Here is a 14,111-nt window from a genome sequence, read left to right as displayed (position 1 = left end):
CGGTGTCACCGGTCCGCGGGCAGCGGGTACGCGTCCGGGTCGACCACGCCCGGCAGGTCGACGGCGGGCACCGCCGGGGCGTGCGGGTCCGGCAGCGCGGGCTGCGCGGGCGGCACCGGCACGGCGTCGAACGCCGTCCCGGGCGGGGCCTGCACGCCCGCCGCCCGGCCCGCCGGGACCCGGCCGCCGCCGGCCGCGTCACAGGCCGCCAGCCCCTCCAGCCCGTCCGGGCTCTGCGTCGAGGGCCCGTTGCCGCTGAAGCAGTTGCCCGGACCGGCCGCCGCGCTGACCAGGTCCACCCCGTTGCCGGTGACCCGGTTCGAGGTGACCCGGTTGCCGGACGCCGGGTGCCCCGGCGGGTCGGTCACCACCACGCCCGCCGCCCGGTTGCCGCGCACCAGGTTCCGCTCGACCCGGTTGCCCGTCCCGCCGCCGATCCCGATCCCGATCCCGAAGCCGCCGTCCGCCTGCTCCGGCGAGTCCGCCGCGTTGTTGTCCGCCACCACGTTGCCCGCGATCACCGCGGCGTGCTGCGGCGCCAACGACTCCAGGTCGTTCGAGTTCACCGTCACCCCGACCCGGTTGCCCACCACCCGGTTGCCCACCACGGTCAGGTTCTCCGAGGCGTTGGTGATCTCGATCCCGACCGCGTTGCGCTCCACCGTGTTGCCCCGCACCAGGGTGTCGCACGGCCTGCACTGCCCGACGTAGATCCCCGAGTCGGCCTGCCCGGACGCGTACGACTCCTCGATGACCCCGCCGCGCGCGTCGAACGCGTAGATCCCGTACAGCGCGTTCCCGTACGCCGTCACCCGGGTCGCCCGGAACCCCCGCACCGGCGGGAACCGGGTGGTGTCCAGCGGGTCGTACGCCGAACCGCCCGCGCCGTGCCGCTGCAGCTTCTCGTCGGTGACGCCGGTGAACAGCACCCCGTTCGCCAGGTAGCCGTGCACGGTCAGGTTCTCCACCACGCTGCCCGCGCCGGTCGCGGTGATCCCGTTGACCAGCTTCAGCCCGCCGTCGAACACCACGGCGTTGCGGTCCGTCCCGCGCAGCACCACCCGCGGCCTGGTGATCCGCACGCTCTCCCGGTACGTCCCCGGGCCGACCAGCACCAGGTCGCCCGGGTTCGCGGTGTCCACCGCCCGCTGCACGGTCGGGAAGTCCTCCGGCACCCGCAGCACCGTCCCCGGCGGATGGCGGTCGGCTGACCGGGAACCACCGGCGTCCGGGGAACAACCGGCCGCCGCCGGCAGCAGCACCAGCGCCGCGGCGACCCACAGCCGACCGAGACCGACCTGACCCGACATCAAACGAGAAGAAGAGAGGCGGAGTTGCATGAAACGTGTTCTATCGTCTGCAATGACGGCCATGCACACCGAACCGGGGAACCCGCAGCACCGCACCGCACCGGACCCGCCCCGGATCGACCGCCGCGCCCTGCTCACCGCCGGCGCCGCACTCGCCGCCGCCACCGGCGCGGGCGCCGCCACCCTCCTCACCCGGGACGACCGGCCCGCGGCCGCCGCCGCACCGCCACCCCCCGTCCCCTTCCACGGCGCCCGGCAGTCCGGCGTCCTGCACCGCCAACTCCCCGCCACCCGGCTGCTCGCCCTCGACCTGCCCGCCGACACCGACCGCGCCGCGCTGCGCACCCTGCTCGCCGCCGCGAGCGACGTCCTCGCCCGGGCGGCGAACGGCAGCCTCGCCGACCCGCGGCTCACCGGCACCCCGCCCACCACCTCGCTCGCCGCGATCGGCCCCGCCCTCGCCGGCCGCCTCCGCCTGCCCGCCCCCGAGACCCTCACCGAACTCCCCGCCCTCCCCGGCGACCGCCTCGACCCCGCCCGCAGCGGCGGCGACCTCCTGCTCCAGGTCAGCACCGAACAGCCCTGGACCACCGGCATCCTCACCGAGCACCTGCTCACGGCCGCCGGCACCGCCGGCGCCACCCTGCGCTGGCACCAGAGCGGCTTCCTGCCCCCCGCCCCCGACGGGCAGACCCCGCGCAACCTCTTCGGCTTCAAGGACGGCACCGCCAACCCCGACCCCGCCGACCCCGACCTCTGGCACCAGGACGGCACCGTCCTCGTCTACCGCCGCATCCGGATGGACACCGCCGCCTTCGCCGCCCTCCCCGCCGACGGCCGCGAACGCGCCATGGGCCGCCGCACCGACACCGGCGCCCCCCTCACCGGCACCGCCGAACACGACGACCCCGACATCTACGCCAAGCACCCCGACGGCTCCTACGTCATCCCCGCCACCTCCCACGTCCGCCTCAGCAGCCCCCGCCTCGACGGCGGCACCCGCATGCTCCGCCGGGGCTGGTCCTACGACGACACCCCCACCGACCGGGGCCTCCTCTTCCTCGCCTTCCTCCGCGACCCCGCCCTCTTCACCCGCGTCCAGACCCGCCTCGCCGAACGCGACGCCCTCACGCCGTTCCTGGCGCACACCGGTTCGGCGGTGGCGTGGGTGCTGCCGGGGGCACGGGAGGGCGGAGCACTGGGGGAGGGGCTGTAGGGCGGGGACCGTCCGGGGCGGGTTGTCGGTCGCGGGTGTCAGCCTGGGGGCATGGACGAACGCGACAGCGAGCAGTTGCTGCGGGGGCGGGTCTACGGGGCCGACCACGACGACCCCGGGCCGCGCCCGGGGCGGGCGTACCGGGAGCTGGTCGGCGGGCCGTTGGACGGGCTGCTGCTGGACGTCACCGGCTGGGCCGCCGACACCCTCGCCGCCGGTGCCGACCTGCCCACCCACCTGGGCCGGTACGGCGGGGCGGGCACCTCCCGCTACGAGCCGCGCGAGGCGGACCCGCGCCGCTGGGACTGGGCCGGCGACAGCCGGTAGCGCGGAACGGCCGGTCCGCCCCGGCGGGGCGGACCGGCCGTCCGGGGGCCGTCCGGGGTCAGATCATCCAGACCTGGTCGGCGTAGACCGGGGTGCAGTCGTATTGGTAGACGTACGCGTTGTACTCGGGCGTGCGCCAGGAGACGAACGCGCAGCGGTTGGTGTAGACGTTGCGGATCTGGTAACCGCCGGTCGACACCGGGTCCAGGTACCAGACCTGGTCGGAGTACTGGGGGTCGCACGCGATCTCGCCGACCGAGGCGCCGTTCTCCGGGTTGAAGTGCGAGACGAACAGGCACCGGTTGCTGTAGACGTTGCGGATCTGGTAGCCGCCGGTCGCGACGGGCTCGATCTTCCACAGCTGGTCGGCGTAGGTGTTGTCGCAGTCGGCCTGCTGGGCCCCGGCACCGTCGCCCGAGACGCGCCAGGAGACGTAGAGGCAGCGTCCGCTGAGGTTGTTCCTGATCGAGACGCCCGGGGAGAGGACGTACCCGGGGGTGCCCGACAGGGCCGCGGCCTGGGCGGCCGTCAGGGCGCTGCCGCCCCAGCTCTGGACGCCGGAGACGGCGCCCTTGAAGCCGCTGCCGGACTCGCGGGAGTCGCCGACCCGGAAGGTGCCGGTGAAGCCGGTGACCGGGGCGTGCGCCTTGGTGCCGGCCGAGACGCCGTTGATGTACAGCGTCATGGTCTGCGAGGGCGCGTCGTAGACGGCGGTCAGGTGCGTCCAGACGTCGGACTGGACGACGCCGGAGCCCGGCGCCGGACGCGCGCAGTCGGTGGCGGCCGAGGCGGTGTCGGCGGTGGCCATGCAGAACGCCCACTGGTGGGTGGAACCGTCCGCGAAGACCTTCAGACCGGGGGTCTGGCCGCCGTCCTGGGAGAGGACGGTGCCGCTCGCGCCGTTCGCGGGCTTGGCCCAGACCGACAGGGAGAAGCTGCCGTTGAGCGCGACCGCGGCCGAACCGGTCAGGTGGCCCGTCGCGCTGCCGTCCAGGCGCACGTCGGGGCTGAAGAAGTCCCGGGTGCCGACGGTGGCGCCGGCGGCACCGGTCAGGTGGGCGGTGGCGACGGTGTCCGGCGCGGTGCCCACCTGGCTGCCCTCGGCCCCTGCGACGGCCAGCGGCCAGGAGTGGGTCGGGGCGAGCAGGTTCTGGCCGGTCTGGGCGGTCAGCGCGGTGCCGTTGGACAGGTACGAGGTGACCTGCCCGTTGGCGGCGACGGCCCACAGGTCGACGGTGCCGTCCCGGTTGACGTCGGCGGCCTGCAGGACGGGCTTGGCGGTGGTGTCCCAGCCGCTGGCGGCGATCTTCACCGGGGTGTTGGGCAGGGTGGTGGTGCCGGTGAACACGGCGGTGGTGATGTTCTGCAGGACGGTGGGGCTGTAGTACCAGAGTTCGCCGGTGGTGGTGTTGCGGGCGTACAGCGCCGGCAGGTTGTCGACCAGGGCGGTGGTGACGGTCCAGTTGGTCCAGTCGCCGGTGCCGGTGGGGTTGGTGGCGGCCAGCGGCACGCTGGCGTCCGCGTTGTCGAAGCCGCCGGGGATGCCGGTCGACGCGGAGAGGGTGAGCTTCCCGTTGAGCAGGAGCAGCAGGCCGGGCCGGGTGCCGGTCATCGCGTTGGCCGCCTGGTAGAGCGCGCCGGCGTTGACGGCCTGGGTGGCCTTGTTGCCGCTGGTGAAGGTCTGGGCGCCGATGTTGACCTGGGAGCCGGAGTTGGGCGAGAGGGCGGAGCCGTCGCCGTTGCCGTAGAGGATGCTGCCGGCGCCGGTGGCCGGGTTGTAGGACAGCACGTCGTTGAAGCCGGTGCCGTCGCGGAAGTGGCCGGTGGCGGCCTGGGTGCCGTTCCAGTCGGCGGCCGAGCCGGACGTGTTGACGCCGGTGCCCTTGATGCCGATGTTGTCCGCCGCGGTGTTGACCGTGCTGGTGCTCGCACCGGCGGCCAGCCACAGACCGGCGGGCAGGTTCGCCTTGCCACCGACCACCACGAGGTCCGTCCGGCCCTGACCGGTCAGGTCACCGTCCAGCGCGGTCGCGGGCGCGTCCGCGTTGAACGGCAGGAGCGCGGTGTCGCCGACGTTGCCGCCGGGCGAGACCGCGGTGACGGTGAGCATGTTCACCCGACGGGTCGGCTTGATCGTCACCGTGGCGGAGCCGGAGGAAGCCGCGACCGTCTTCGGCGCGCCGCCGTTCAGCTGGTACAGGAAGCTGGCGGGGGAGGCGGCCGAGGAGTTGGCGGTGAAGGTGAAGCCGGCGTCCGTCCCGACCTTGTACGAGGTCGCGCTCTGGGTGATGCCGGGCTGGCCGGGGGCGCTGAGGTCGACCGAGAACTTGCACGGCCCGGCCGCCGAGCTCCAGGCGCTGCCGTCGGACGCCCGGACGGACCAGGAGAAGGTGGTGATCTGACCCGCGGTCGCCGCGTTCGCCAGGGTGGCGCGCGGGACCAGCAGCGCGGCCGAGGTCCCGGAGGTGGCGCTCGGGGTCCCGGAGGTGACGACGGCGCCGGTGCTGTCCTTGACCAGGGTGAACTCGGCGTTGAGGCTGCCGCCGTCCGGGTCGTTGACGTTGGCGTAGAGCGTGATGTCGCCGTTGCCGACCACGGTGGGCGTGTACGCCCCGCAGGCCGTACCCGGCGAGGTCAGCAGGCTGCTCGGGGTGGTCGGGGCGTGGTTGTAGTCGGTGCTCATCGACATGGACGAGGGCTGGAACTTCTTCCAGCCGTACTTGTCCGACTCGTCAGAGGCGCGCAGGCCCAGGGTGAGGCTGGACTGGCCGTTGTTGACGGCGCTCTGGACGGCACCGAGGGCGTTGAAGCCGAGGCCGGCGGTGGGGCAGTTGCTGCTGTAGCCGTGGGCCTCGTTCTTGGTGTCCAGCCAGCTGTTCCAACCGGGCTGGTTGTTCCAGGTGGTGCCGGAGCCGATGCCGCCCGTCGACCAGAGTTCGACGTTGCGGCCGCTGCACGAGGGCGCGTAGGTCTCGGTGGCGTAGAACGTCGACTTGGTGATCTGCGCGCCCTGCAACTGCGAGGGGACGCTCAGTTGGGCGAAGGCGCGGCCGACGTAGAGCGGGGACTCCCAGCCGTTGTAGCCCACGCGCAGGCCGGTGGCGTCGCTGGTGCGCCAGTAGCTGGTGGTGGTGAAGGCGGAGCTGACGTACGTCCAGTTCTGCAGGCCGCCGCCGGCGGAGTAGGTGGGGTCGATGTAGAGCGGCCAGACGGTGTCCTTGCCGGACAGCAGTGCCTCGTCCGGGGTCAGGGTGATGGCGCCGTCGCGGTACTCGCTCTTCAGCTTCCCGGCCCGGGCGTGGGCGCCGGGGTCGAGGTGCGAGGACTTGGCGGGGGAGCCGGACTTGGCGTCCAGGGCCAGGCCGGTGCGGGCGTCGGGGACGGTCGCTGCAGTGGGGTCGGTCGCGGAGTCCCAGACGCCGTTGCCGGGCGCGGGGGCGGAGAAGAGCGTCTTGCCGCTCTTGTCCTTGGCGGTGATGTTGCCGCCCTGGTCGGTGGCCAGGTCCACGCCCTTGGCCTTCGTCTTGAAGGCGAGCTTCTTCAGGGCGGGGTTGGCGGCGGCCTTGGCGTTCTTGACGACGAAGACCTCGGAGAAGCCGCCGAGGGTGTCGGCGGTGACCTTCAGGTCGAGGCCGTCCTGCAGCGCGTAGGTGGCGGTGGCGCCGTCCAGGGTGGGCGCGGGGAGTTTGGTGGCGAGGCCGGCGGGGAGTTCCAGGGCGAGGGAGGCGGGGCCGGACTTCATGGTGGCCAGCGGGCCGGTGCCGCCGCCGGAGAGGGCCAGGTCGGTGGCGGCCAGCGCCGGGCCGATGCTGCCGTCCTTGTGCTTGACGAGGGTGGCGTCGAGGTTCTTCCAGGCGCCGTCCTGGTAGCGGCGCACCGGGGTGACGTGCTGGGTCAGGGTGAAGGTGCCGTCGGGGTTGGCGGTCAGCTCGTCGGTCGCGGTGGTCGCCGCGTCCGCCTTCACCGCCTTACCCGTCTTGCGGGCCTGCGCGGACGCCTGGTCGGAGGTCAGCGGCTCGGCCTTGCCACTGACCGGCTTGGCCGGTGCGGCGGGTTCCGCTTGCGCGGTGGTGGTGAAGGCAGTGAGTGTCGCGGCCGCCAGAGTGACGGCCACCGCGCCGGCCAGCAGCCGTCCGGGCGGGGAGACCGGTATGGGTCTAGACATGGTGAACAGTCCCTATTCGTCGAAAAAGGCCAGCTCAGCGGCCAGTTCGTGGTCGAGCGGAAGCAGCCTGCCACGAGGCCCGGACAGGCGCTCACCGTTTTCGCGCACTCGCCTGACGGAAAGTGAGATTGCTACTTGTTTGACCGATTTGGAATCGGCCGCATCGGTAAAAGTTCGGCAAAGCGCAGATCAGGTTCAAGGGAATGCGGCAGGGACCGGTCGGCCGCCGTTCGCCGGGGCGAGAAGACGTGGGCCCCACCGCCTGCGGCGGTGGGGCCCACGCGTGGGTGCGGCGGCGTCAGTTGTAGGTGCCGGAGGCCCAGATGGCGGTGCCGTCGGGCTGGTAGATCACCAGGTTGCCGGTCGGCAGCAGCAGCATGCTGTCACCCGGCGAGACGATACCCGCTGACCACAGGCCGGTGCCCGGAGTGTGCGTCGGCTGCGGGTAGATGCCGAAGTTGCCGTCCTCCTGCAGGGTCAGCACGGCGTTCGGGTGGCCGGTCGAGCCCTGGCTCCACGTCGTGCCGTTCGCCTTGGTGATGGTCAGCAGGCCCGCGTTGAACGTCATGGTGGCGCGGGCGGTGCTCCAGTTGGAGCCGCTGGGGTAGTTGGTGTCGTCGCTGGAGAACGACACGAAGCCCGGGGTGCCGGAGAGCAGGGCGACCTGAGTGGGCGTGAGCGTGGTCCCCTTCCAGAGCTGCACCTTCGAGACCGCGCCCTTGAGGAAGGTGCTGTGGCCGCTGTTGTACATGTAGTCGCCGACCCGGAAGCTGCCGTTGAAGCCGGTGACCGGGGTGTGGGTGCCCCAGTTGACCTCGGCCCCGTTCACGTACAGCGCCATCGCCTGGGTGGACGCCTTGTAGGTGACGGTCAGGTGGGTCCACACCCCGAGTTGCACCAGCCCGAAGTTGGCGTCCGGGTGGTGGACGCAGTCGTAGGTCCAGGCACTGCTGTCCGCCTTCGACATGCAGTAGTACCACTGCTTGGTGTACGCGTCCGCGTAGACGATGAACCCCGCGGACTGGTTTCCGTCCTGGGACATCACGATGCCGCCGTAGTCCTCCGGCTTGACCCACGCCGAAGCGGTGAAGTCCGCGGAGAGGGTGAGCGAGTTGCTCGTGCTCAGGACGCCGGACGAGGTGCCGTCCAGGTGCACGTCCGGGTTGAACAGGTCCTTGCGGCTCCAGGTCGCGCCCGTGCCGCCGGCCATGGCGGGGCCGCCGCCGTTCTCGGCGCTCGACACCACCCGGCTGCCCTCGGTCCCACCCTCGTTCAGGGCCCAGGAGCGGGTCGGGGTGAGCAGGTTCTGGCCGGTCTGGGCGGTCAGCGCGGTGCCGTTGGACAGGTAGGCGACCGCCTGGCCGGCGGAGTCGACGGCCCACAGGTCGACGGTGCCGTCCCGGTTGATGTCGGCGGCCTGCAGGACGGGCTTGGCGGTGGTGTCCCAGCCGTTGGCGGCGATCTTCACCGGGGTGTTGGGCAGGGTGGTGGTGCCGGTCAACGCGGCGGTGGTGATGTTCTGCAGGACGGTGGGGCTGTAGTACCAGAGCTCGCCGGTGCTGGCCTTCCGGGCGTACAGCGCGGGCGCGTTGTCGGCCAGGGCGGTGTGGATGGTCCAGCCGGCCCAGTCACCGGTGCCGGTGGGGTTGGTGGTGGTCAGCGGGCGGCTGTCGTCCGCGTTGTCGAAGCCGCCGGGGACGCCGGTCGACGCGGAGAGGGTGAGCTTCCCGTTGAGCAGGAGCAGCAGGCCGGGCCGGGTGCCGGGCATCTGGAGGGCGTTCTGGTAGAGCGCGCCCGCGTTGGCGGCCTGGGCGGCCTTGGCGGTGCTGGTGCTGTCGGTGAAGGTCTGGGCGCCGATGTTGACCTGGGAGCCGGAGTTGGGGGAGAGGGCGGAGCCGTCGCCGTTGCCGTAGAGGATGCTGCCGGCGCCGGTGGTCGGGTTGTAGGACAGGACGTCGTTGAAGCCGGTGCCGGTGCGGAAGTGGCCGGTGACGGCCTGGGTGCCGTTCCAGTCGGCGGCCGAGCCGGGCGCGTTGGCGCCGGTGCCCTGGACACCGATGTTGTTGGCCGCCGCGTTGACGGACTTGCTGGACACACCGGTGGACAGCCACAGGCCGGAGGGCAGGCCGGCTTGGCCGCCGACGACGGTGAGGTCGGCGCGGCCGGTGCCGGTGAGGTCGTTCTCGGCGGCGGTCGCGGGCGCGGCCGCGTTGAAGATCAGGGTTGCGGTGTCACCGACGTTGCCGCCCGCCGACACCGAGGTCACCGTCAGGGTGTTGACGGCCCGGGTCGGCTTGATCGAGGCGCTCGCCGTGCCGGAGGCCACCGCCACCGAGGCGGGGGCCGCCCCGTTCAGCTGGTAGAGGAAGCTGGACGGGGCCGAACCGCTGCTGTTCGCCGTGAAGGTGAAGTTCGCCGCCGTCCCGACGGTGTAGGACGGGTTGGCGGACTGGGTGATCGTCGGCGCGCCCGGGCTGGTGGGATCGAAGATGAACAGGCAGGCGCCCGAGGTCGGGCCGCTGACACTGCCGTCATTGGCCGAGACGTTCCAGGCGAACATCGTCGCCGTGCCGTTGGACGCGTTCACCAGGTCGGCCCGCGGGATCACGAAGCCGCTGGTGGTGCCCGACCATGCGGCGACCGTCTTGGACTCGATGATCGAGCTGCCGTAGTAGGTCACCACGGTGAAGGTGGTGTTGAGGCTGCCGCCGTCCGCGTCGTCGACGTTGGCGTAGAGCGTCACGTCGCCGTTGCCGACCGTCGTGGGCGGGTTGGCGGTGCAGGAGGTCGCCGGAGACGTGCTCAGGTTGGTCGGGGTGGTCGGGGCGTGGTTGTACTCGGTGGTCATCGACATGGACGAGGGCTGGAACTTCTTCCAGGCGTACTTGTCGGACTCGTCGGAGGCGCGCAGACCGAGGGTCACGTTCGACTGGCCGTTGTTGACGGCGCTCTGGATGGCGCCGAGGGCGTTGAAGCCGAGGCCGGCGGTCGGGCAGCTGCTGCTGTAGCCGTGGGCCTCGTTCTTGGTGTCGAGCTTGCTGATCCAGCCCGGCTGGTTGTTCCAGGTGGTGCCGGAGCCGATGGCGCCCGTCCACCACAGTTCGACGTTGCGGCTGCTGCAGGAGGGGGCGTAGGTCTCGGTGGCGTAGAACGTCGACTTGGTGATCTGGGCGCCCTGCAACTGCGAGGGGACGCTCAGTTGCGCGAAGGCGCGGCCGACGTAGAGCGGGGAGTCCCAGCCGTTGTAGCCCACCCGCAGACCGGTGGCGTCGCTGGTGCGCCAGTAGCTCGTGCCGGTGAAGGCGGAGCTGACGTACGTCCAGTTCTGGAGGCCGCCGCCGGCGGCGTAGGTGGGGTCGATGTAGAGCGGCCAGACGGTGTCCTTGCCGGACAGCAGTGCCTCGTCCGGGGTGAGGGTGATGGCGCCGTCGCGGTACTCGCTCTTGAGCTGCCCGGTGCGGGCGTGGGCGCCGGCCTCGGTGGGTGAGGAGGATGCCGGCGTACCGGCCTTCGCGTCGAGCTTGATACCGGTGCGGGCGTCGGGGACGGTCGCGGCGGCCGGGTCGGTGGTGGAGTCCCAGACGCCGTTGCCGGGCGCGGGGGCGGAGAAGAGCGTCTTGCCGCTCTTGTCCTTGGCGGTGATGTTGCCGCCCTGGTCGGTGGCCAGGTCGACGCCCTTGGCGGTGGTCTTGAAGGCGAGCTTCTTCAGGGCCGGGTTGGCGGCGGCCTTGGCGTTCTTGACGACGAAGACCTCGGAGAACCCGCCGAGGGTGTCGGCGGTGACCTTCAGGTCGAGGCCGTCCTGCAGCGCGTAGGTCGCGGTGGCGCCGTCCAGCGTCGGGGCGGGGAGTTTGGTGGCGAGGCCGGCCGGGAGTTCCAGGGCGAGGGAGGCGGGGCCGGACTTCATGGTGGCCAGCGGGCCGGTGCCGCCGCCGGAGAGGGCCAGGTCGGTGGCGGCCAGCGCGGGGCCGATGCTGCCGTCCTTGTGCTTGACCAGGGTGGCGTCGAGGTTCTTCCAGGCGCCGTCCTGGTAGCGGCGCACCGGGGTGACGTGCTGGGTCAGGGTGAAGGTGCCGTCCGGGTTCGCGGTCAGCTCGTCGGTCGCGGTGGTCGCCGCGTCCGCCTTCACCGCCTTGCCGGTCTTGCGGGCCTGCGCGGACGCCTGGTCCGACGTCAGCGGCTCGGCCTTGCCCGCGGCGGCCTTGGCCGGTGCGGCGGGTTCCGCTTGCGCGGTGGCGGTGAAGACAGTGAGTGTCGCGGCCGCCAGAGTGACGGCCACCGCGCCGGCCAGCAGCCGTCCCGGTGGAGCGACCGGTATCGGTCGAGTCATGATGAACAATCCCTAATCGTCGAAAAAGGCCAGCTCAAAGGCCAGTTCGTGGTCGAGCGGAAGCAGCCTGCCATGCGGGAGAGCCCGACGGGAACGATTTCGGAATACGGAGCTGACGATATGTTTGTTTGGTGACGAGGTATCCGGTTTGGTGTCCGGATACTGGAGGCACCACCCCCCCGTGATGGGCCGATCACGACGAACCGGGCCCCGCTCGGAGAGTGAGCGGGGCCCGGTTCGCGGTCACCTGGGTGGCCGGTGGGTGGGTCAGACGGTGCCGAGGACCTGGCCCCAGTCGGTCCAGCCCGGGGTGGCGAAGTCGTCGCCGCCGTTGGAGAGCCACGCGTTGGTGGCGCCGTTGACGACCAGGTAGTCGCTGCGGCCGTCCCCGTCCAGGTCGGTGAAGTCGACCTGGCTCTGGGTGGTGCTGTGGCCAAGGCTGACGGTGGTGCGGAGGACCCAGCCGCCGCCGGTGTCGCCACCGTGGTTGATGTAGGAGGTGATGCTCCCGTCGTTGTTGACGATGGTGTAGTCGGCCTTGCCGTCGCCGTCCAGGTCGGCCCAGCGGATGCGGCTGCGGTCGCTGGTGACGCCGGAGGCGACCTGGCCGGCCTCGGCCCAGCCGCCGTGGCCGTCGCCGCCCCGGTTCAGCCAGACGCCGACCGCTCCGCTGGCCTGGATGACGATGTAGTCGGTCTTGCCGTCGCCGTCGAAGTCGGCGAAGCGGACCTGGTCGGTGTTGCTGATGGCACCGAGGGCGACCTGCCCGTAGTTGGTCCAGCCGCCGCGGCCGTCACCGCCGTTGTTCAGCCAGATGCTGACCGCCGAGCCGTTGAAGACGATGTAGTCGGCCTTGTGGTCGCCGTCGAAGTCGGCGAACCGGACCTTGGTGCGGTCGCTGGTGACGCCGTAGGCGACCTGGCCGAGGTCGGTCCAGCCGCCGTGGCCGTCGGTGCCGTTGTTCAGCTTGACGTTGATGGCGCCCGTGTCGGAGATGGTGATCGCGTCGGCACGGCCGTCACCGTTGAAGTCGGCGTAGCGGAGCTTGCCGGTGCCGCCGGACTCGTTGGTGGCGGCGCTGTTGTTCGCACCGCGGCTGAAGGTCCCGGAGTCCCAGAGCGGCGCTCCGTCGGCCCGGTAGAGGACGAGGTTCCCGTCCGGCTGGAGGAACATGCTGGCGCCGCCGTTGTTGTACGTCCCCGAGGCCCACAGCGGCGTGCCGGTGTGCGAGGCCTGCGGGTAGATCACCAGGTTGCCGTCGGACTGCAGGGTCAGGACCGAGGCGGAGGTGCCACCGCCGCCGAGGGTCCAGGTGCCGTAGCCGGGGTTGTTGATCGTCAGCGTGCCGTTGCGGAACGACATGGTGGCGCGGCCGGCCGTCCAGGTGGTGCCGCTGGGGTAGTTGGTGTCGTCGCTGGGGAACAGCACGTAGCCGGGGTTGCCGGAGAGCCGCGCCATCTGGTCGGGGCTCAGCGTGGTGCCGGCCCAGGTGCGGACGTCCGAGACGGAGCCCGGGAAGTACACCTGGTGGGTGCCGGTGTTCAGGTAGTCGCCGACCCGGAAGCTGCCGTCGGTCCCGGCGACCGGGGCGTGGGTGCCGGCCGCCACGTTGATGCCGTTGACGTAGAGCGCCATCTCCTGGGTGGTGGCGTTGTACGTCGCCCCGAGGTGCGTCCAGACGCCGATCTGGATGGTGCTGCTGCGCACGCAGTCGTAGGACCAGCCGCTGTCGACGGTGGCGATGCAGAACCGCCACTGCTTCGTGCCCGGGCCGTCGCCGAACAGCATGAACCGGGAGGTGTTGACGCCGTCCTGGGAGAGCACGACGCCGCCGTAGTCCTCCGGCTTGACCCACGTCGACAGGCTGAAGTTCGCCGCGGCGTTGACCGCCGGGGCCGAGCTGCTGAGCACGCCGGACTTGTTCCAGGCCAGGTGGACGTTCGGGTTGAAGATGCCCTGGTTGTTCCAGGTCGCGCCGGCGGCGCTGCCGGTCAGCGGCAGGGAACCGGACCGGTCGGCGACCGTGGCCACCCGGCTGCCCTCGGCGCCGCCCTCGTTGAGGGGCCAGGCGTGGGTCGGGGTGAGCAGGTTCTGGCCGGTCTGGGCGGTCAGCGCGGTGCCGTTGGACAGGTACGAGGTGGCCTGGCCGTTGGCGGCGACGGCCCACAGGTCGACGGTGCCGTCCCGGTTGACGTCGGCGGCCTGCAGGACGGGCTTGGCGTTGGTGTCCCAGCCGCTGGCGGCGACCTTGACCGGCGTGTTCGGCTGGTCGTTGGTGCCCACGAGCTGGGCGGCGGTGAGGTTGGTCAGGACGGTGGGGCTGTAGTACCAGAGCTCACCGGTGGTGGTGTTGCGGGCGTACAGCGCCGGCAGGTTGTTGACCAGGGCGGTGTGGATGGTCCAGCCGGCCCAGGTGCCGCTGCCGGTGGGGTTGGTGGTGGTCAGCGGGATGCTGGCGTCCGCGGACTCGAAGGCGCCGGGGACGCCGTTCGAGGCGGACAGGGTGAGCTGGCCGTCGAGGAGCAGCAGCAGGCCGGGTCGGGTGCCGGGCATCTGGAGGGCGTTCTGGTAGAGCGCGCCCGCGTTGGCGGTCTGGGTGGCCTTGTTGCCGGTGGTGCCGTTGGTGAAGGCCTGGGTGCTGACGTTGACCTGGGAGCCGGAGTTGGGCGAGAGGGCGGAGCCGTCGCCGTTGCCGTAGAGGATGCTGCCGGCGCCGGTGGTCGGGTTGTAGGACAGGACGTCGTTGAAGCCGGTGCCGGTGCG

At 71.8% G+C, this 14,111-nt stretch carries 6 protein-coding genes; 2 read left to right on the top strand and 4 right to left on the bottom strand.

What is annotated here, in order from left to right; genetic code table 11:
* Positions 1-5: 5 nt before the first annotated feature.
* Positions 6-1,310, bottom strand: a complete 1,305-nt coding sequence (locus ACZ3J7_RS00030; protein ID WP_465615125.1) for a right-handed parallel beta-helix repeat-containing protein — start codon at positions 1,308-1,310, stop codon at positions 6-8.
* Between the two features lie 61 nt (positions 1,311-1,371).
* Here ACZ3J7_RS00030 and ACZ3J7_RS00025 point away from each other — a divergent pair, with 61 nt between their 5' ends.
* The gene (locus ACZ3J7_RS00025; RefSeq protein ID WP_465615123.1) at positions 1,372-2,526 is read left to right on the top strand and encodes a Dyp-type peroxidase; all 1,155 of its coding nucleotides are present in this window, start codon (positions 1,372-1,374) and stop codon (positions 2,524-2,526) included.
* Positions 2,527-2,577: 51 nt separating this feature from the next.
* Positions 2,578-2,853 (top strand): hypothetical protein, encoded by a 276-nt coding sequence (locus ACZ3J7_RS00020; protein ID WP_465615121.1) that lies wholly within the window; start codon positions 2,578-2,580, stop codon positions 2,851-2,853.
* A gap of 58 nt (positions 2,854-2,911) precedes the next feature.
* Here ACZ3J7_RS00020 and ACZ3J7_RS00015 read toward each other — a convergent pair whose 3' ends face one another.
* The 3 genes from ACZ3J7_RS00015 to ACZ3J7_RS00005 form a co-directional block, all read right to left on the bottom strand.
* Positions 2,912-7,018: a LamG-like jellyroll fold domain-containing protein gene (locus ACZ3J7_RS00015; protein WP_465615119.1), complete on the bottom strand. Its 4,107-nt coding sequence runs from the start codon at positions 7,016-7,018 to the stop codon at positions 2,912-2,914.
* Positions 7,019-7,316: 298 nt separating this feature from the next.
* Positions 7,317-11,348 (bottom strand): hypothetical protein, encoded by a 4,032-nt coding sequence (locus ACZ3J7_RS00010; protein ID WP_465615117.1) that lies wholly within the window; start codon positions 11,346-11,348, stop codon positions 7,317-7,319.
* Positions 11,349-11,615: 267 nt separating this feature from the next.
* Positions 11,616-14,111: FG-GAP-like repeat-containing protein (locus ACZ3J7_RS00005; RefSeq protein ID WP_465615115.1), on the bottom strand; the 2,496-nt coding region annotated here is incomplete at its 5' end.

The organism is Kitasatospora sp. NPDC015121 (assembly GCF_055562955.1).
This window is presented reverse-complemented; position numbering and strand designations above follow the sequence as displayed.

Coding starts and splice junctions, on each gene's coding strand:
- ACZ3J7_RS00030 (WP_465615125.1), bottom strand. CDS start 1,310: ATGTCGGGTCAGGTCGGTCTCGGTCGGCTGTGGGTCGCCGCGGCGCTG.
- ACZ3J7_RS00025 (WP_465615123.1), top strand. CDS start 1,372: ATGCACACCGAACCGGGGAACCCGCAGCACCGCACCGCACCGGACCCG.
- ACZ3J7_RS00020 (WP_465615121.1), top strand. CDS start 2,578: ATGGACGAACGCGACAGCGAGCAGTTGCTGCGGGGGCGGGTCTACGGG.
- ACZ3J7_RS00015 (WP_465615119.1), bottom strand. CDS start 7,018: ATGTCTAGACCCATACCGGTCTCCCCGCCCGGACGGCTGCTGGCCGGC.
- ACZ3J7_RS00010 (WP_465615117.1), bottom strand. CDS start 11,348: ATGACTCGACCGATACCGGTCGCTCCACCGGGACGGCTGCTGGCCGGC.